The 18,784-nt window shown below is 50.1% G+C and carries 14 protein-coding genes; 12 read left to right on the plus strand and 2 right to left on the minus strand.

Annotated features, from left to right (window positions below; translation table 11 throughout):
* The first annotated feature begins 34 nt into the window (after positions 1-34).
* The 9 genes from WBJ53_RS10380 to WBJ53_RS10420 all read left to right on the plus strand — a co-directional run bounded on the left by WBJ53_RS10380 (position 35) and on the right by WBJ53_RS10420 (position 13,886).
* Positions 35-2,239 (plus strand): PQQ-binding-like beta-propeller repeat protein, encoded by a 2,205-nt coding sequence (locus WBJ53_RS10380; protein ID WP_338876035.1) that lies wholly within the window; start codon positions 35-37, stop codon positions 2,237-2,239.
* Positions 2,240-2,247: 8 nt separating this feature from the next.
* A complete protein-coding gene (locus tag WBJ53_RS10385; protein ID WP_338876036.1) occupies positions 2,248-3,243 on the plus strand; it encodes a hypothetical protein in 996 nt (331 codons plus the stop codon).
* A gap of 52 nt (positions 3,244-3,295) precedes the next feature.
* Positions 3,296-4,660, plus strand: coding sequence for an enolase C-terminal domain-like protein (locus WBJ53_RS10390; RefSeq protein WP_338876037.1), 1,365 nt, complete (start codon positions 3,296-3,298; stop codon positions 4,658-4,660).
* 63 nt (positions 4,661-4,723) lie between these two features.
* Positions 4,724-5,794 carry a bile acid:sodium symporter family protein gene (locus tag WBJ53_RS10395; protein WP_338876038.1) on the plus strand — a complete coding sequence of 357 codons (1,071 nt, stop codon included), beginning with the start codon at positions 4,724-4,726 and terminating at the stop codon, positions 5,792-5,794.
* A gap of 117 nt (positions 5,795-5,911) precedes the next feature.
* Entirely contained in the window at positions 5,912-8,164 is a 2,253-nt protein-coding gene (locus tag WBJ53_RS10400; RefSeq protein ID WP_338876039.1) for a c-type cytochrome, read from the plus strand.
* Positions 8,154-9,098 carry an alpha/beta hydrolase gene (locus WBJ53_RS10405; RefSeq protein WP_338876040.1) on the plus strand — a complete coding sequence of 315 codons (945 nt, stop codon included), beginning with the start codon at positions 8,154-8,156 and terminating at the stop codon, positions 9,096-9,098. Before WBJ53_RS10400 ends, WBJ53_RS10405 begins: the two co-directional genes overlap by 11 nt.
* A gap of 18 nt (positions 9,099-9,116) precedes the next feature.
* A complete protein-coding gene (locus WBJ53_RS10410; protein ID WP_338876041.1) occupies positions 9,117-10,400 on the plus strand; it encodes a glycoside hydrolase family 71/99-like protein in 1,284 nt (427 codons plus the stop codon).
* Positions 10,401-10,477: 77 nt separating this feature from the next.
* Positions 10,478-12,064 carry a glycoside hydrolase family 43 protein gene (locus WBJ53_RS10415; RefSeq protein WP_338876042.1) on the plus strand — a complete coding sequence of 529 codons (1,587 nt, stop codon included), beginning with the start codon at positions 10,478-10,480 and terminating at the stop codon, positions 12,062-12,064.
* Positions 12,065-12,221: 157 nt separating this feature from the next.
* Positions 12,222-13,886, plus strand: coding sequence for a hypothetical protein (locus WBJ53_RS10420; RefSeq protein WP_338876043.1), 1,665 nt, complete (start codon positions 12,222-12,224; stop codon positions 13,884-13,886).
* 49 nt (positions 13,887-13,935) lie between these two features.
* Here the strand turns inward: WBJ53_RS10420 and WBJ53_RS10425 are convergent, their stop codons facing one another.
* The gene (locus tag WBJ53_RS10425; RefSeq protein ID WP_338876044.1) at positions 13,936-15,300 is read right to left on the minus strand and encodes a M20/M25/M40 family metallo-hydrolase; all 1,365 of its coding nucleotides are present in this window, start codon (positions 15,298-15,300) and stop codon (positions 13,936-13,938) included.
* 123 nt (positions 15,301-15,423) lie between these two features.
* Here WBJ53_RS10425 and WBJ53_RS10430 point away from each other — a divergent pair, with 123 nt between their 5' ends.
* Positions 15,424-15,648, plus strand: coding sequence for a hypothetical protein (locus WBJ53_RS10430; protein ID WP_338876045.1), 225 nt, complete (start codon positions 15,424-15,426; stop codon positions 15,646-15,648).
* 47 nt (positions 15,649-15,695) lie between these two features.
* Positions 15,696-16,334: a hypothetical protein gene (locus WBJ53_RS10435; RefSeq protein ID WP_338876046.1), complete on the plus strand. Its 639-nt coding sequence runs from the start codon at positions 15,696-15,698 to the stop codon at positions 16,332-16,334.
* A 60-nt stretch (positions 16,335-16,394) separates the two neighbouring features.
* Here WBJ53_RS10435 and lpdA read toward each other — a convergent pair whose 3' ends face one another.
* Positions 16,395-17,795, minus strand: a complete 1,401-nt coding sequence (gene lpdA / locus WBJ53_RS10440; RefSeq protein ID WP_338876047.1) for a dihydrolipoyl dehydrogenase — start codon at positions 17,793-17,795, stop codon at positions 16,395-16,397.
* Positions 17,796-18,068: 273 nt separating this feature from the next.
* Here lpdA and WBJ53_RS10445 point away from each other — a divergent pair, with 273 nt between their 5' ends.
* Positions 18,069-18,638 carry a hypothetical protein gene (locus tag WBJ53_RS10445; protein WP_338876048.1) on the plus strand — a complete coding sequence of 190 codons (570 nt, stop codon included), beginning with the start codon at positions 18,069-18,071 and terminating at the stop codon, positions 18,636-18,638.
* Positions 18,639-18,784: the final 146 nt, after the last annotated feature.

Genomic DNA, 18,784 nt, shown 5'->3' on the forward strand with positions numbered 1-18,784 from the left:
TATTTTTCGGCGCTGCTTGCGCTCAATGAATGCTATGATCCCCATACCCCGAATTGCCATTGCTACCCTACTGGCTGGGAGTTGTTTTATGTTCGGTACCCAGAAGTGGGAGGGCGAGTTGCCAACTGGGCAGGATTGGCCCTACTATGGTGGTAACAAAGCTGGTAACCGCTATTCGCCACTGACCCAGATCAATACCAGTAACGTAAAAAAATTAGCGGTGGCCTGGATGTATGATGCGTCCGAAAAACCCGACCCGAACAATCCGGGACGAAGACGGGAGCGCGCCATTCAGTGCCAGCCAATTGTTGTTCATGGCGTTCTGTACGGTACCACACCTGAGCTTAAACTTTTTGCGCTGAAAGCCGACACGGGCGAACAAATCTGGAAATTTGAACCCTCAAAATCAGACCGGCTAAACTCAAATCGGGGCGTAGTATACTGGGAGTCGGGTAGCGATAGACGTATATTGTATACCGTTGGGTCGAGTCTGTATGCAGTAAATGCCGAAACCGGTGAGGGAATTGCCAGTTTTGGTACAAATGGCAAAGCTGATCTGCACGAAGGCTTGCAAACCAATCTGGATCATGACGTAAGTAAACTGTCGGTTACGGCTACTTCGCCGGGTATTGTTTATCGCAATACGTTCGTCATTGGATCGAGCGTTTCGGAATCGGGCGATGCCGCTCCCGGCCACATACGGGCGTTCGATGTGCTGACGGGAAAACTGAAATGGGTGTTTCATACCATTCCGCAACCGGGCGAACTGGGCTACGACACCTGGCCTGCTGATGCCTATAAGAAAATTGGGGCTGTCAATAACTGGAGTGGTATGTCGCTTGATGAGAAGCGGGGTATGGTTTTTTTCGGTACGGGCTCTCCGGCATCGGACTTCTATGGGGGCGACAGAAAAGGAAAAAACCTGTTTGCCAACTGTATTATGGCATTGGATGCCGAAACGGGAAAGCTGAAGTGGTATTATCAGACCATCCACCACGATCTCTGGGACCGCGATCATCCATCTCCGCCAAATTTGATTACGCTGAAACGGAAAGGCTCCGACGGGCGACTCCGGCGGATCGATGCGGTGGTGCAGGCCACAAAAGACGGCCTGGTGTATGTGCTGGATCGGGATAAAGGGACCTCGCTGTTTCCGGTTGAGGAACGGAAAGTGCCCGTAAACGGATTGCCGGGCGAACACCCCTGGCCAACGCAGAAATACCCACTGAAACCGTTGCCGCTGTCGCGCCAGATCTATACCGAAGCCGATCTTACCGATTTATCACCAGAAGCTCATGCGTATGTAAAAGAACGATTTGAAAAGATTAGGACTCCGAACAAATTTACACCACCGAGCACGAATGGAACATTGCTGTTTGGTTATAGCGGTGGAGCCGAATGGGGAGGCAATTCTATTGACCCCGACGGTATTCTTTACCAGAACGTCAATGAAGAACCCTGGGAGCTAATCATGACCGAGCGGGCTAGTCTGAGCAAACAGGATAAACCCCTCACCATTGGGAACGCTCTCTATGTAGCTAACTGCGCAGCCTGTCATGGGCAGGATCGGCGGGGGAGTGGTCCGGAACTGCCGTCGCTGATCGACATTGGTAAAAAGCGATCGGCCGACGAAATTAAAGCCATTCTAAAAACGGGCAGTGGTCGTATGCCTTCGTTTCAGCACCTTTCCGATAAGGAACGTGATGCGTTGGTTAATTTCCTGCTCAACAAAGATTCGGGTTCGGCTACGGTTGCCAGTGCAGCTACCACAAAATCGAGTGATTCTAAAAACAGCGGTTTCCCCTACGTTCCGGCCTATGTGAGCAAAGTCTGGCAGCGGTTTACGGATCAGAATGGGTATCCGGGCATCAAACCGCCCTGGGGAACGCTGAACGCCATTGACCTGAACACGGGCGACTATCTGTGGCGGGTGCCGCTGGGTGAGTATCCCGAACTGGCGAAGAAAGGCGTCCCCACCACCGGAACCGATAGCTACGGCGGGCCACTCGCAACCGCAGGCGGACTGGTGTTCATTTCTGGTACGAAAGATGAGAAAATTCGCGCTTTCGATAAGAAGACGGGTAAGGTGGTCTGGGAGTATCAGCTTCCAGCGGGGGGCTTTGCTACGCCAATTGCTTATGAAGTTGCCGGAACCCAGTATATCGTCATTGCGGCTGGCGGTGGGCGTGGCCAGAAGATTGGAGGAAATTATGTTGCTTTTGCGCTTAAACGCTACTAGGTCGGCTTATGAAAAACAGGCAGTCAGCATACGTTTCCTTGCTCATTGGCTTTTGCGGTATTGGTCTGGCCAGTCTGCTGCTCAGCCTGAAACCAGCGCTGGATGTTCCGCAGGCCGACATCACCAATGGGTTGGTGCAGGCGAAACTGTACCTGCCCGATGCCAGCAAGGGATATTATCGGGGCACACGCTTCGACTGGTCGGGTGTGGTGGCCAGTCTCGAATACAATGGGCATACGTATCATGGTCAGTGGTTCGACAGCTACAGCCCAACCCTGCACGATGCCGTGATGGGGCCGGTCGAAGAATTTGGCCCACTGGGCTATGCCGATGCCAAAGCAGGGGAGTCGTTTGTTAAGATTGGTATTGGTAGCCTGACCAAACCCGACGATAAACCCTACAGCCCATTCCGACTTTATCCGAGGGTCGATCTGGGGCATTGGATCGTGAAGAAAAAGGACAACCAGGTGCTCTTCAGGCATACGTTCAAAGGCAGCCAGTATGCCTATGACTATCAGAAAATACTGAAGCTGACAAAAGGAAAGCCTGAACTGGTCATAACGCACACGCTGAAGAATACCGGTACGCGGTTGATTTCAACAATGGCCTATGATCATAACTTTTTTGTGATCGATCAGCAACCAACTGGCCCGACCTATTCCGTAACGTTTCCAATTGCCGATCTATCGGCCGAAGGTGGTAAAGGACTTGGCGAAGTAGCCAGGCTTCAGGGAAACCAACTGATCTATCTGCGCAATCTGAATAAGGGCGAACAGGCATATTTTCCCGATTTGTCGGCCGGGAAACCAGTTCCCTATGCCATTGGGGTCGAGAATACCAAAACGGGTGCTGGTGTGAAGGTCACGGGCGACCGGGCAATTGCCCGACTTGTGTATTGGTCGTCGCCAACCACAGTATGCCCCGAACCCTACATCGACATTAAAGTAGAGCCGGGCAAAACCTTTAGCTGGCAGATTGCCTATCAGTATTACACTAAACCGTAGTGAAATAACGCAACAGCCTGAACTTTTGATTCTATAACTCAATAAACCCGCAATGAACAAGCCAGAAATTCAATCAGAAACCAGCCGTCGGAATGCGCTGAAACTATTAGGGATGGGATCGTCAGCCGGAATTTTAGGATTGTTCGGTAGCCCGCAAGCACGTGCCGAAACCTATCAAACGCCTGCCTATGCCAAAGGAGCGGCCCCTGTGACCATCAAAAGTGTACGAGCCATAACCACTGCGCCAGGAGGTTCCAATCTGGTAATTGTGAAAGTTGAAACATCCGAGCCTGGTTTATATGGAATCGGCTGTGCAACCTTCACCCAGCGGGCGCTGGTTGTGGTGCCAGCCATTAACACCTACCTGAACGAATTTTGTGTGGGCAAGGATGTCGACAATATCGAAGATATGTGGCAGTCGGCTTATGTAAGTTCGTACTGGCGGAACGGTCCGGTGTTGAACAATGCGCTGTCGGGGCTGGATCAGGCGTTGTGGGACATTAAAGGCAAGCGGGCCAATATGCCGGTTTATCAGTTACTGGGTGGCAAAGCCCGGTTTGCGGTCGATACCTATACGCACGCTAGTGGCCCAACACCCGAGGCTATTGCCGATCGGGTACAGCAGTTTATGGAAATGGGTTTCCGGCACGTACGGATTCAGCAGGGCGGTTACGGTGGCGTAGGGGCTATGAACGACATTAAGCCCGATTTTAAAACGGCTGGTTTTGCTAAAGATACCGACGATTTTTCGGATCAGAAAACTTACCTGAAGCGCGTTCCGAAGATGTTCGATGTGGTTCGTAAACGCTGCGGTGAAGACGTTCAGTTATTACACGATATGCACGAGCTGGTAGAGCCCATCGATGCGATCAACATGATCAAGAGATTGGAAGAATACCGTCCATTTTTCGTCGAAGACCCATTCTCGCCCGAAAATATGAAGTGGTTTAAGACACTACGCGAATCGACCTCGGTGCCCATTGCCATGGGCGAACTCTTCAACAATACTAATGAGTTTAAAGAGCCGATGGTGAATCAGTGGTTCGATTTTATTCGGATTCATATTTCGCAGATTGGCGGCATTACACCCGCAATGAAAGTGGCGCGTCTGGGCGAGTGGTTCAATGTTCGGACGGCCTGGCATGGCCCCGGCGATACGTCGCCGGTTGGACATGCAGCCAACAACAGTATCGATATTGCCGTCTGGAACTTCGGTATTCAGGAATCGCAGATGTTCAACGATAAGGTGAAAGAAGTGTTCCCCGGCTGCCCGACCATCAAAAATGGTTACTATGAAGTAAGCGATGCACCCGGACTAGGTGTCGATATCAACGAGAAAGAAGCCGCTAAATATCCCATCGGAACCAAATCGCGCTGGACCGTTCGGAAAAGCGACGGCACGATTTTGAAGCCATAATTCTACCTGCAACTCCCGAAAACAGCAAGTTTTTGGGAGTTGCCTAGCTTATTTTCTGTATCTATGAATGTGTATAAATTCGTGCTGGGCCTGGGCGCAGTGTGTCTGTTTATTGCCCTCTATCTGGTGTCAAAAGACGCTTTGCCGCAGGCCGGACCGTACCTGATTGCTTTTTTCATTACGCTGGCTGTTGGTTTTAGAGGATACGAGCATCTGAAAGGATTTTCGTATACCGTTATCATTTTTGCCTCAGTAACAACCGCCCTGTATTACCCGAATTATTTCATTGAAGTAAATGGATTTAACCTGTCGGGGCTAATTACGCCACTCATTCAGTTGATTATGTTTGGTATGGGAACGTCGATGAGTCTGGAGGATTTTGTGGGGGTGGTTAAAATGCCCAAAGGCGTCTTTATCGGTGTGGTTAGTCATTTCGCGATTATGCCGATGCTGGGTTTTACGATTGCGAATTTCAGCGGACTCGATCCCGAAATTGCGGCTGGTATTATTCTGATTGGTTGCTCGCCCAACGGCATGGCATCGAACGTAATTTCGTATCTGGCCAAGGCCAATCTGGCGCTCTCGATTACCATAACGGCCATTTCGACCACCATTTCTCCCTTCGTAACGCCTTTGCTAATGAAATTGCTGGCGGGCGCTTTTGTCGAAATTGATGTGCTGCACATGATGTGGGATATTATTAAGATGGTGATTTTGCCGATTGGGGCCGGGCTGCTTTTTAACAAATTTCTGAGCGGAAAAGCTAAATGGCTCGATGAGGCCATGCCACTGGTGTCGATGTTCGGGATTGCCTTCATCATTGTTGTAATCACCGCTGCCGGGCGCAACAGTTTATTGTCGATTGGGCCGATTTTGATTGGGCTGGTCCTGATCCATAACCTCTGCGGTTATCTGCTGGGCTATTGGTCGGCCCGGTTATTCAGAATGAACGAACGCGACTGCCGAACCATCGCCATCGAAGTTGGTATGCAGAACGGTGGGCTGGCTTCGGGCATTGCCAAAGAAATGGGGAAGATGGCTACGGTTGGACTGGCCCCGGCTATATTCGGCCCGCTGATGAACATTACGGGTTCTATGCTGGCTTCGTGGTGGCATCGGAGTGTTCGGGAATGAGTAAAAAGAGGTAAGTATAAAGTTTTCAGAAATATAAATTTTTCAGAAAACCCAACTGGCCTAAAGTGGCAACTGTGTCGTACTTGCTGTAGCGTACTGCACATTCAAGAAAAACGTATGAAAAAGAAAATCTGGTTTGCTGGCCTTATGGCTGCCTCAGCTCTGGTAGTTACCTGTCAGGTATCGCGTAATTCGTCGATGGGAACAACGCAGCAATCGACGAAGGCTACCACTACCGACGTTGCCGACACCGTTCCTGCATTCACGGCCAATCCGTCGCCCGCCTATTTAACGCCCGAGCAGAGCTTAAAAACCTTTCGGTTGCCTGAGGGCTATCATCTGGAACTGGTTGCCAGCGAACCCATGATTCATGAGCCCGTTGCCGTTGCCTGGGATGGTAATGCCCGGATGTACGTAGCCGAAATGGATACCTACATGCAGGACATTGACGGCTCAAACGAGCATGCGCCCATCAGCCGGGTAAAGTTGCTGGAAGATACAGATGGCGACGGCAAAATGGACAAAAGTTCGGTGTTTATCGATAAACTGCTGTTGCCCCGTATGCTGATGTGTGTCGGACACGAATTACTGGTCAACGAAACCGATACCTACGATATTTATAGCTATAAAGATACCAACGGCGATGGAGTTGCCGATCAAAAAAGACCCGTATTTGAACTGGGCCGAAAAGCACCCGGTAATCTGGAGCACCAGCGTAGCGGCCTCGACTGGAATCTCGACAACTGGATTTATGTGACCGTCGACCCGATCCGGTTCCGGTATAGCAATGGCGTGTTGAAAGCTGACTCAATTCCCAGCGGATCGGGTGGGCAGTGGGGGCTCACGCACGATAATTACGGCCGCTTGTATTTTTCATCGGCGGGTGGCGAAGTGCCAGCGCTGGGTTTTCAAATTAACCCCATTTATGGCCGCATGGAATTTTCCGATCAGTATACGCAGGAGTTCAACGCTGTTTGGCCAATCATCAAAACACCCGATATTCAGGGGGGCGTGCCCCGCATTCGTACGACCGATACGACCCTCAATCACTTTACCGCCAGTTGCGGCCAGGTCGTTTTTCGGGGCGATCGGTTACCTGCCGATCTATCGGGCGATTTGCTGATTAGCGAACCCGTTGGCCGCCTGATTCGGCGGGCAAAAGTCATCAATAAAGATGGAAAGACAACGCTCGAAAACGCCTATGACAAGCAGGAATTTATAGCCTCAACGGACATGAATTTCCGGGTCGTAAATATGTATACTGGTCCTGATGGTTGCCTCTATCTGGTCGATATGAACCGGGGAATTATTCAGGAAGGCAACTGGACCCGCCCCGGAAGTTACCTGCGCCCGCAGATTCAGCGGCTTGGTCTGGATAAAAACATTCAGCACGGTCGTATTTATCGACTGGTACACGACGGCATGAAGCCGGGACAGGCTCCGCATATGCTCGATGAACCGGGCAGTAAACTGGTTACCTACCTGGATCATCCGAACGGCTGGTGGCGCGACAACGCCCAGAAAGAACTCATCGTGCGCAACGACCGGTCGGTGGTGCCAACGCTGAAAGCAATGGCCAATCGCCAGCAAAATGCCACAGCTCTGGGCCGGATTCATGCCCTCTGGACACTAGAAGGACTCAATGTACTGGATAAAGCAACCATTCAGAAAGCCCTTGAAGACGATGATGCGCAGGTGCGCCGTACGGCTGTTCGACTAACGGAACCCTATCTGAAACAAAACGATGAGCAATGGCTGACACAATTGAGCCACTTGAAAAACGACCCCAGCTTCGACGTTCGGACACAGGTAATTCTGTCGGCTTCCTACAGTTCGTTGCCTGCTGCCAGAGCCTTGTCGCAGGAAATGCGGGCGGCAGCACCAGCCAATGAAATGCTGGCCCGAGCCCAAGTGAGCCTCGACAAAAACGAAGATGTGAAAAAGTTTGGGTTGAAACTGGGGCGGTTGGACGAAGCCGACCGGAAACTGGTGCTCAACGGGGCTACGATCTATAAATCGCTCTGCGCAACCTGCCATGGTATCGACGGAAAAGGCTTGCCCAGCAAGGTAGCTCCTTCGCTGGTGGGCTCGCAACGCCTACGTAATCAGGACAAAAACATTCCGATTCAGATTTTGCTGCATGGGCTGTCAGGTCCCATTGATGAGCAAACCTATCCCGATATGATGCCGCCTATGGGTGCTAATGACGACGAGTGGATTGCTTCCGTTCTGAGCTATGTTCGGAATGAGTTTGCTCCAGCAGTTCCGATTCGTCCAACTGATGTAAAAGCGGCTCGGGCAAAAACCGCAGGCCGGGATAAAACCTGGACACTAGCTGAACTCATCAAGCCAAAAGAGGGTGAAAAATAGCATTCTTGTACTGATTGTCATTGCTTTCGGACCAGCTATCGTTGCGGGGGCTGGTGTTCCGGCACCCGCTTACCGAAGTGAACTGAGAATACCTTATTGTACGGTTGATGGCAATGTGTTAACCCTCAATGCGTTTTTGCCCATCGATGCGAAGAAGCCAACCCCCGTTATGGTCGATATTCATGGTGGTTGGTGGAGTGGGGGGGAGCCGGTAACGGGTATTCCCGATTATCTGGCAAAAAAAGGCATTGCCCTATTTTCGATTTCGTATCGGCTGGGTGAACGGGGCGGTTTTCCACAAAACATCCGCGACTGTCGCAATGCCATTCGGTTTATTAGAAAAAATGCTGCCCGGTTTAACATCGATCCCGATCGGATCGACTGTATGGGTGGGTCGGCTGGGGGGCATCTGAGCCTGATGGTGGCTATGGTCCCCGACGATTTCGACGATGGTGGACCCACCGATGAGCTGGAAGGGTACAGTGCCCGTGTTGCCGGTTGTTTTGGATTCATTGCCCCTACCGATTTTATCCGATTCTGGAATCAGGGCCCCGACGATGCCGTGACGAGTGCATATGGTGGCATAACGTTTCGCGTGCCTGATCCTAAGATTCCCTATGACTCAAGGCCCCGCTTACGCATGTTGTTTCATGGTATTACACCGGATTCGCCGGAGCACATGGCTTTATACCGGCGGATGTGCCCAATGGGACAAGTGCGGAAAGATGTGCCGCCATTGCTCATTTGCGATGGCGATATTGATCCTATTGTGCCGGGGTTGCATGGGAAGTTGCTGCACGAAAAACTGCAAAACCTTGGGGCTGATACCACGTATTGGATGAGTGTCAATGGTGGACACGCATTCCCATCTGGCGATGGATTTATGGATTTGCTGGATGCTTTCCTGATTCGAACGCTGAAATTGACGGAGTAACTCTAGGGCGCAGATCGTATGCAAAGGCTTATTTTTCTGATCGTTATCCTTATTTTTTGCCAGACTCTTACGGCCAATAGCCAGTCGAGGACGGTTGTTTATGATGAAACGGGGTGTTTGTACACCAGCTATAAAGGGCTGGTGATGGCGGGCTATCAGGGATGGTTTGCGGCTCAGGGTGATGCGTCGAATCGGGGTTGGCATCATTACCAGAAGAAAGACACATTTGAACCGGGGCATGCTTCGATCGACTTTTGGCCCGATGTGAACGAATACCCGAAAACGTATCCGACAGCTTTTTCGTATGCCGATGGGAAACCGGCCTATGTCTACAGTCCCTACGATGAGTCTAGTGTTGATCTGCATTTTAAGTGGATGAAAGAATACGGAATCGATGGCGTATTCATGCAGCGATTTCTGGTCGAAGTGAAATCCGAAAAAGGCAAACGACATTTTAATCAGGTGCTGGCCAATGCCCTGAAAGCGGCCCGAAAATACAAGCGGGCGCTCTGCATTATGTATGACTTGAGTGGCGCAACGTCGGCCGATATGGATTTACTGATCGACGATTGGAACGAGCTTCAGCGGCAGTTCGATCTATTTAGTAATAAGGCAAATCCTACGTATCTGCGCCATAATGGTAAACCGTTGCTGGCGATCTGGGGTGTTGGCTTTAACGATGGGCGTAACTATACAGTTGCCGATGTGCAAACGGTGGTAGGGAAACTAAAGAGCTCAACCAATAAAACGTCGATTCTACTGGGCGTACCCTACTACTGGCGAACGATGACGAAGGATACGGAACCATCGAATTTGTTACATCCGCTTATCAAAAGTGTCGACATCATTATGCCCTGGGCCGTTGGACGGTATACCGCTCAGACCTACGCATCAGTAGCCGATGCGACCTTGCCCGGCGATATAGCCTGGTGCGCAGCCAATCAGGTGGATTATGTGCCGTTGGTATTTCCAGGGTTTAGCTGGGGAAATCTAAAAAATAGCCCAGCGGTTTATAATCAGATTCCACGGCTAAAGGGCAACTTCCTCTGGCAACAGGTGGCAGGCGCCAAACAGGCAGGCGTAACGAGTTTATATGTGGCCATGTTTGATGAGGTTGACGAAGGAACCGCTATCTTTAAAACCCAAAAAGAAGGCCATCTGCCACTCAATGCCGACGGAAAGTTTGTTGGAATCGAGGCTGATCTGGATTCGGACTACTATCTGTGGCTTACGGGGCAGGCTGCCAATTGGTTTCATGGCAGGAAGGGGTATAGCGCCGAAAAACCTTCCCGAAAAAAGTAGGATATTAGCAGAACTGTGGCACGGTTATAACAGACCCAAGGGCATCTGGCCCACTTAACCGTACCACAGTTCTGCTAATGTCCTCTAAAAAAGAACCTATGCTTCGCTTTATTCCGTCTGCTCTTCTGTGTCTATCCGTTGCCATTTCCAGTATAGCTCAGTCTGTTTCGCAACCTAAGCCGGTTATTACCTACCGAAATCCGGTTATTGCGGGCGATTTTGCCGATCCATCCGTTATTCGGGTTGGTGATATCTACTATGCTGCCGGAACATCGTCGGAGTGGGGGCCTGCCTATCCTGTCTATACCTCGAAAGATCTGGTAAACTGGGCATATGTAGGACCGGTTTTTCAGAATCTGCCCGACTGGACAATGGGAAGCTACTGGGCTCCGGAATTGTTTTATCGGAACGGGACTTTTTATGTATACTACACCGCACGCCGTAAGTCCGATAAGCATTCGTATATCGGTGTGGCTTCTACCCGCGATCTTCGAAAAGGGTTTACCGATCATGGCCTTTTACTGGAATGGACTTCGGAGGCAATCGACGCTTTTGTGGTTGAAGACGCCGGAAAACTGTACATTAGCTGGAAAGCCTACGGGCTCGATAAAGGCAAAGACATCGAAATTCTGGGAGCCGAACTATCGGCAGATGGACTCAAAGTTGTTGGGAAAGCGTTTCCGATGCTGAAAGCCGATGGCAACAACTGGGAATCGGGAGGAGCCGAAGGGCAGGCTATTTTTAAACACGGCCGCTATTATTACATGACTTATTCGGGCAATACCTGTTGCGGAGCCCAGTGTAACTATCAGGTAGGTCTAGCCCGCGCCGAAAAATTGCAGGGGCCGTGGGAGAAATATGCCGGTAATCCGGTGCTGGTTAGCGACGAAAGCTGGAAATGCCCCGGCCATGGAACGGTCGTAACAACGCCCGATAATCGGTTCTTTTATCTGCATCATGCGTATAGCGCTGTCGATTTTACCCAGGTCGGCCGTCAGGGTGTGCTGAGCGAGCTGGTCTGGAACGAAAAAACACAATGGCCTGTCTTTCGCTACGGTACAACACCACCCGCTCAGGCCGAAAGTCCACTACCAGCCTGGCAGAAAAATATACCTGATCGGGCTATCGATTTCAGTGAAAATGTAACCGATATACCCTGGGTTTGGGATGTGAGTTTGCCAAAACCCATCTTTACTATTGAGAATAGAGCTTTGCAATTGGCTAATACTACCATCAATACAACCGGTACCTTTCTGGGATTGGTGATTAAAAAAGGCTCCTATACGTTTACGACCGAAATCAATCCCGTACAAAATTCGCTTCAAAGCATTTGTCTCTATGGCGATGCCAGCAATGCGTTGGGGCTGGGTGTTCGTAACAATCAGGTAGAGTTGTGGCAAGTGAAAGACGGGCAGCGTAGGGTGCTCAGAACAGCGCCGATTGCCGATGTATCAGCACCTGTTCGGCTTCAGCTTCGCAGTCGTTTCGGGCAGTTTTACGAATTTAGCTGGCAGACAACCAATGGAAAAACGCAGTTAATGACCGATGCCTGGCTCGATGGTTCGTTCTTGCCACGCTGGGATCGGGCTCCACGAGTTGGGTTGAGCGTTGCCGGAGATAAGGCAGTGGGTTCGGTACGGTCAGTACGGATAACGTATGAATAAAAGGGTGTAATTCAGGAAGCGAAAATGGATTCTTCTTCGTCGGAACAGACAGAAAATAGCCAGCGAATCGACAACAGTGTTTAGTAGGATGCAATCCAGTCTTATCTTTACCCAATTGTCTAAACACCCTGGTGTTTTATCTTGTTCTCGTTAAAGAATGAAAAACCCTTGTCGACTTTATTGTAACCTGCTCCTAATTGTCTGTTGTGCATTACCGCTGGCTGGGTATGCCCAACGCGATTCGGTGATCGTAACCGGACGAATTCGCCATTTGTCGGCTCAGTTATATCGCGAAGCCTCCTCGGTTCAGATTAGCCGGAATAATATTCTTCAATCCAGTCGTGAACTGGCCCGGCAGGCTCCTTTGAATGTGGATGGTTCGTTTCGCGTGTCGATGCCGCTAATTTATCCGCAGGAGGAAATGTATTTCACCTATGGGCGGATTTCTACCGCTTTTCTGGCTTCGGCCGGAACGCTCAGTATTGAACTGGATGCCGATTCATTGTTTACGGTGGCGGTTCCGTTTCAGTTTGGGGGCGTCAATGCACAGGTGAACCAGCAGTTTGCTCGTTACAAAGCCTTCGAGGCTACTTACCCCAACAAACCCGATGCCCGAAAGCTGTCGGATCGGGTAAGCTCTATGAGCGACCCGTCGACCTACCGGGTTGTTTATGGCGAATATCTGGCCCCATTGCAGGCATTTTCGGCTAAGGAACAGCCGTTTCCGCTGCTCACCCGTTGGGTTGGCTCCGCCGATCGCTACAATGCTGCCGCCTTTGTGTACGATAAGGCGGCTTACCAGAACGATGAAATCGACAAGTCGCTGGCAGATTCGCTCCGGCCATCCAATGATCAATTGTTGACGGGGGCTCGTGCTCTTGCGATGAATCGCTTTGGTAATTACGTTACACAGCGCGTTTCGGCACAGGTTAGCCGGTCGAATGGAATCTCAGTTCGGGCGTTGTCGCTGTTGCTGGAGCGGTACGGTAAAAACCTTACAGCCGACGAACGGTTGCGGCTGAACGATTATGCCATTAAAAATTCGGCCCGTCCGGCCGAACTTCGGTTTTTCGACGGAATCGTTCGGCGAAATCCAGATACACTGCAACGGCTGGTTACTTACGAAACCATGATTCAACGGAGTCGCCAGCAGTACGACAGTCTTTCGGTTAATTATCTGGCCGCCTACTGGCTGGCGAATTCATTGCCTGCGCTGACGCTTAATTATGCCCGTTTATTATATAGCTATGCCCGGCCCCAGGTTAAGGAAACCGAACTGGCCGAATCGCTCGATGAATTATATAGCCTTGAAGTGAAAGATAGTACCCGCATTCGGGCGGCTATCGAAACTCTGCGAAAAGCTGGACCACAGGCCAGTAGTCTGGAAATTTCGCCGGGCGTATTTATTACGCGCAATGACCTGACGAGTGGATCATCGTTATTTAATCAGGTTATCAATGCCAACCGGGGCAAGGTTATTTATGTGCTGCTGGCATCGCCGTCGGATGAAGCTGGTCGGCAGGCGGCTCTCGATGCACAGCGTTTGCGCAACGCCTACAGCCCCCGCGATTTTGCGTTGATTTATGTGCCGATGCCCGGCAACGATAAAGCCTTATGGCCTGAGCTGGCAACCCGCTATAATCTTTCCGGCGACCATCTGTTGCTGACAGATTCGCAGTTATATGATGCTGTCGAACGGATGCGGCCCGACGGCGATTTATCGGCAATGGTAATCAGCCGAACCGGTAAGATCGAAAAACGAAACGCACCCCTTCCCGCCGATTTCGACGAAGCCAGAAAGGTGATAAATAAAAGTTTATAGTTTACGGTTGCTCCGCAGAAGAGGAACTAATTGGCGGAGCAACCGTAAACTATAACCCATGCTGATCGAGTAGATACACCAGCGATGCCATTGAGGCCGCACCTAATTCAAGCTCCCGCTGACTGACGGTTTCGAAACGGTCGGCCGATGTATGGTGGTAGTCGAAATACCGTTGCGAATCGGGTTTGAAACCGAACAGAACTGTACCCAACTGCGCCAGGGGACCAATGTCGGCACCACCGCCACCGGCACCAATTTCGTGCAGACCATAGATGGCCAGCAGCGGTTTCCAGGGTTCTACTTTGGCGCGCTGGGCGGGTGTTCCAACAATACCGAAGCCACGTGGTGTAAACCCACCGTTGTCCGATTCTACGGCCGCAATGTGTTTCTCATTGTTTTTCTTCGCCAGATCGGCATATTGGACTCCACCCCGCAAGCCATTCTCTTCGTTCATGAACATAACGGCCCGAATCGTGCGTTTCGGTTTGATGCCCAACGCTTTCAGGATGCGCAGCACTTCGATAGATTGAACGCAACCGGCACCGTCGTCGTGAGCCCCTTCGGCCAGATCCCAGGAGTCGAGGTGACCACCGACTACAATAATTTCGTCGGGTTTTTCACTGCCTTTGATTTCGCCTACCACATTATACGATTTGGCATCGGGCAGGGTTTCGCAGTTCTGTTTGAAATAGAAGGTCAGCTTTGGGTTTTCGGCCAGAAGGTTGCTAAGCTGATCGGCTCCATTGGTACTGATGGCTGCTGTCGGAATCAGGGGTACCCCCGTTGCGTAGCGCATACTACCCACGTGTGGCAGATCGTCGTGGATGTTGGTCATTGAGCGAACAATAGCGCCAACGGCACCAAGCTTTGCCGCTTCAGAAGCACCATTGGCCCGCTGGTCTACGGCCCCGCCGTAGGCTTCGAAGGTGTTGATTTTGGTGGGGTCCATAGGGCGGTTAAAAAACACAATTTTCCCTTTTACCTGATCGGGACTCATAGCCCTCAATTCAGGGAAATTCTTAACCTCAATAACTTCGGCCTCAACACCTTTTGGCCCTGTTGCTACCGAACCGCCCAAAGCGGCTATAGGTACGGTAATTTTTTGCTTGCCATTTTTGATATAGGCTTCTTCTTTGGCTCCCCGCACCCAGTGCGGCACCATTACGTCCTGAAGAAAAACCCGGTCGAACCCTTCTTTCTCCATGACCTGCTTAGTCCAGTCGACGGCTTTTTGGGCACCATCGGAACCGCTAAGGCGTGGCCCGATCTGTTTGGTCAGATACCGAAGCCATTCGTAGGATTTACCGTTGGCAAGGGCTTCGTTGTAGATTTTTCGGATTGTTACCGAGTCGGTATTTTGAGCGTGGGCATAGGAAACGCACAAGCCCAAAAGAAGGGTATATAGTTTGTTCATGATTGGCGGTTGTATTCGTTAAAAAGGCAAGATACAGAAAAGCCCGGCTGTAGGAAAACGGGCCGTAGGATTTCCCGTTTCCTGATTTTAGTTTTTATACTTTTATGGTATTTTGGTTTCTTTGTGGCTATTCAACGAGACGATACGCTCTGGAAAGCAATTCTGGAGGATATTTTTGACGACTTTCTGCGGTATTTTATCCCCGACGCCGATACTTACTTTGTAATGGAGCGGGGGTTAGAGTTTCTGGATAAAGAGCTGGAGCAGCTATTCCCGCCCGAAAACGACGAGTTTCATCTGCGTTATTTAAGGTCTATACGTGCCAGGGCGATGAGCAATGGGTGTTGATTCATATAGAAGTTCAAGGGTATCCAGACCCAGATTTTGAGTATCGAATGTTTACCTACTACTATCGAATACTGGATAAATATCAGCGTCCTATTGCTGCCTTTGCTATTTTAACCGATTCAAACCCAAAATTTCGCCCAGATGCCTACGAACATACTTTTCTGGGAACAAAACTACATTATGGTTTCAACGCCTATAAAATTGCCGATCAGTCCGATGAATTACTAAACCAAAGCAATAACCCATTTGCTACGGTTGTGCAAACCGTAAAAGTAGCCTTGTTAGGAAAAAAGAAGTCTATAAGTGCTGAAAAGCTACTTTCGTTGAAAATCGATCTGGCAAAACGCCTGTTAAACCGACAAATTTCGAAGAACAAAATCCGCGTTCTAATGGATTTTTTGAGGTATTATGTGCGTTTTGAGGATGCTGAACTTTACACTAAATTTGAAGAACGGGTAGGATTATTGACAAATCGAACAACAACAATGGGCCTCGAAGAATTTTTGTTACAACGTGCCGAAAAACAGGGAGAAGAGAAGGGAGAGCAGAAGGGGATTGTTATGGCACAACGGGCGTTTGTCCAGAATCTTCTTGACAAAACGGATTATTCCGATGAGGTAATTGCCGACCTGGTAGGAGTGACCGTTGCGTTTGTGGCCAGTCTTCGTAAAGAATATGGGCATTAAATCTGTATAGGCGAAATAGCCGTGCCACGGTTCTGAACCGTGGCACGGCAACACCGGCAACTACATATTGATGGCCCGGTTGTCGGTAGCGGCCAGACAGGCTTCTTTGAAGGCTTCCGTATAGGTCGGGTGCGCGTGCGACATCCGCGACACATCTTCGGCCGAGGCCCGGAACTCCATCGCCGTAACGGCTTCGGCAATCATGTCGGCCGCACGAGCGCCAATCATGTGAACGCCCAGAATTTCGTCGGTTTCTTTATTGGCCAGCACTTTTACCAATCCGTCGACATCCATACTGGCCCGCGCCCGACCCAGCGCTTTGAACGGGAAAGAACCCACTTTGTAGGGAATGCCCTGTTGCTTCACTTCTTCTTCCGTTAAACCAACCGATGCCACTTCAGGCCAGGTATACACCACGCCCGGAATCAGGTGATAATGGATATGCGGTTTCTGACCCACAATGGTTTCGGCAATGAACGTACCTTCTTCTTCGGCTTTGTGTGCCAGCATAGCCCCGCGAATCACGTCGCCGAGTGCATAGATGTGTGGAACGTTGGTGCGTAGATGATCGTCGACTTCAACCCGGCCCCGGTTGTCGACTTTCACGCCAGCAGCTTCCAGATTCAGGCCGTCGGTATAGGCACGCCGACCCACCGACACCAGGCAGTAGTCGCCAGTGATGGTGATCTGTTCCCCTTTGGGCGTGTCGGCCGTAACGATAACTTCGTCGCCCGTGTTTTCTACCTTCGTCACCTTATGGCTGAAATAGAAATCGGCACCGAGTTTTTTAACGACTTTTTGCAACTCCTTACCGAGCGTCTTGTCCATCGTCGGAATCATTGAATCGGCAAATTCAACGAACGATACTTTGGCGCCAAGCCGGGCATACACCGAACCCAATTCGGCACCGATTACGCCCGCACCGATTACAATCAGGTGTTTTGGGACTTCGGTAAGTTTGAGGGCTTCAGTCGACGTAATGACCCGTTTTTTATCAATAGGCATCGATGGAAACGACATCGGTTTCGAGCCCGTAGCAATGATGATATTCTTTCCGGTGATGGTTTGCTCAGAACCGTCGGCTTTGGTAATCTTAATCGTATGCGGATCGACAAACGAACCAACGCCGTGAATTTCGTCGATCTTGTTTTTCTTCATCAGAAAATTGATTCCCTTGGTCGTTACGTCGACAACTTCCTGTTTTCGCTTGATCATCTGGGCCAGATCGACCTGTAAGTCGTTCAGTTTGATGCCATGTTCCGCAAAGGTATGAGCCGCATTATAGTAATGTTCCGACGAGTCGAGCAGGGCTTTCGACGGAATACAACCGACGTTGAGGCAGGTACCGCCCAAAGATGGGTATTTTTCGATAATGGCTGTTTTGAGTCCGAGTTGAGCGCAGCGAATCGCACCGGTATAGCCGCCCGGTCCCGAACCGATCATAATAACATCGTATTCCATGAAGCAGTTGTTCTTAGGTTTACGGTTTACGGCTCATGGGTTACGGTTCATGGTTTACGGCTTACGGTTGCTCCGCCTTTTAGCATACATCTCATTGAGGCAGCGCAACCATAAACCGTAAACCATATACCATAAACCATGAACCGTAACCCATCTAAATAGCATTGTGACTGCAAATTTGGTTCAGAAATCGATTACCCAAACTGATTTCTTAAAAATCATGTTGGTGGTACTATACGGTACGCTCCATCCGGTGCCGTATTTTACTGATTTATGCGCTTTGTTTATTCTGTTTGCCTGCTTTTTGTTCTCACCACCAGCAGTTGTACCGATTCTGCCCAGCAGAACCAACCCAATGTGTATTACGACGTTCTGAGTTTCGTAAAACGCCAGATCGACGAGCTTTCGGCTCAAAAGCCGCTCGTTGCGAAGACAATTTCAATTAATCAGAAACAGTCTGAGCAAAAGACGAACGAAGTGAACTGGAGTCGCGAACTTGAATTGTTCACGCAGGTCGATATTAACAAACCTGCACTTCGGAACAGCTACCAGATTACCCGGCCTGATTCGCTGACGTATCGGTATACACTAAAAAAATCGGAAGAACGGCTAACCGTTCGATCATTATTTGTTCAGCTTGATTCGGCCACTCGCCAACCCCGATTGATTGAAGCCGTTTTGCAGACCAGCAACCCACTCTATTCGTCAGAACGCCATTTATTACTGGAAAGTGGCCTGGCCGGAAATCAGCAATGGCGTGTGAAACGGTATAGGTTAACTGGCTATCAAAAGCTGTCTTATTTCGATAAAAACGAGTTTTTGGTTGAAGGGCAGCTTCACTAACGCTAAGTTTCTTTGGGAGGTGAGTTGTTTTAAGGATGGTAGTCCTGTAACTTTTTCTATATTTGTTCAGGGCTATTGTCGAACGAAATGGGGCATTAGTCCGTTACCTTTTCATCAACCAAATACTCGATTGCCACGGCGATTTT

It is taken from the genome of Spirosoma sp. SC4-14 (assembly GCF_037201965.1).
In the GTDB taxonomy this organism is placed as follows: domain Bacteria; phylum Bacteroidota; class Bacteroidia; order Cytophagales; family Spirosomataceae; genus Spirosoma.

Excerpts from the sequence above, each read along its gene's own strand:
- WBJ53_RS10425 (WP_338876044.1), bottom strand. The coding sequence starts at position 15,300 with ATGAACAAACTATATACCCTTCTTTTGGGCTTGTGCGTTTCCTATGCC.
- WBJ53_RS10435 (WP_338876046.1), top strand. The coding sequence starts at position 15,696 with ATGTTTACCTACTACTATCGAATACTGGATAAATATCAGCGTCCTATT.
- lpdA (WP_338876047.1), bottom strand. The coding sequence starts at position 17,795 with ATGGAATACGATGTTATTATGATCGGTTCGGGACCGGGCGGCTATACC.
- WBJ53_RS10415 (WP_338876042.1), top strand. The coding sequence starts at position 10,478 with ATGTCCTCTAAAAAAGAACCTATGCTTCGCTTTATTCCGTCTGCTCTT.
- WBJ53_RS10390 (WP_338876037.1), top strand. The coding sequence starts at position 3,296 with ATGAACAAGCCAGAAATTCAATCAGAAACCAGCCGTCGGAATGCGCTG.
- WBJ53_RS10420 (WP_338876043.1), top strand. The coding sequence starts at position 12,222 with ATGAAAAACCCTTGTCGACTTTATTGTAACCTGCTCCTAATTGTCTGT.
- WBJ53_RS10445 (WP_338876048.1), top strand. The coding sequence starts at position 18,069 with ATGCGCTTTGTTTATTCTGTTTGCCTGCTTTTTGTTCTCACCACCAGC.
- WBJ53_RS10400 (WP_338876039.1), top strand. The coding sequence starts at position 5,912 with ATGAAAAAGAAAATCTGGTTTGCTGGCCTTATGGCTGCCTCAGCTCTG.
- WBJ53_RS10385 (WP_338876036.1), top strand. The coding sequence starts at position 2,248 with ATGAAAAACAGGCAGTCAGCATACGTTTCCTTGCTCATTGGCTTTTGC.
- WBJ53_RS10380 (WP_338876035.1), top strand. The coding sequence starts at position 35 with ATGATCCCCATACCCCGAATTGCCATTGCTACCCTACTGGCTGGGAGT.
- WBJ53_RS10395 (WP_338876038.1), top strand. The coding sequence starts at position 4,724 with ATGAATGTGTATAAATTCGTGCTGGGCCTGGGCGCAGTGTGTCTGTTT.
- WBJ53_RS10410 (WP_338876041.1), top strand. The coding sequence starts at position 9,117 with ATGCAAAGGCTTATTTTTCTGATCGTTATCCTTATTTTTTGCCAGACT.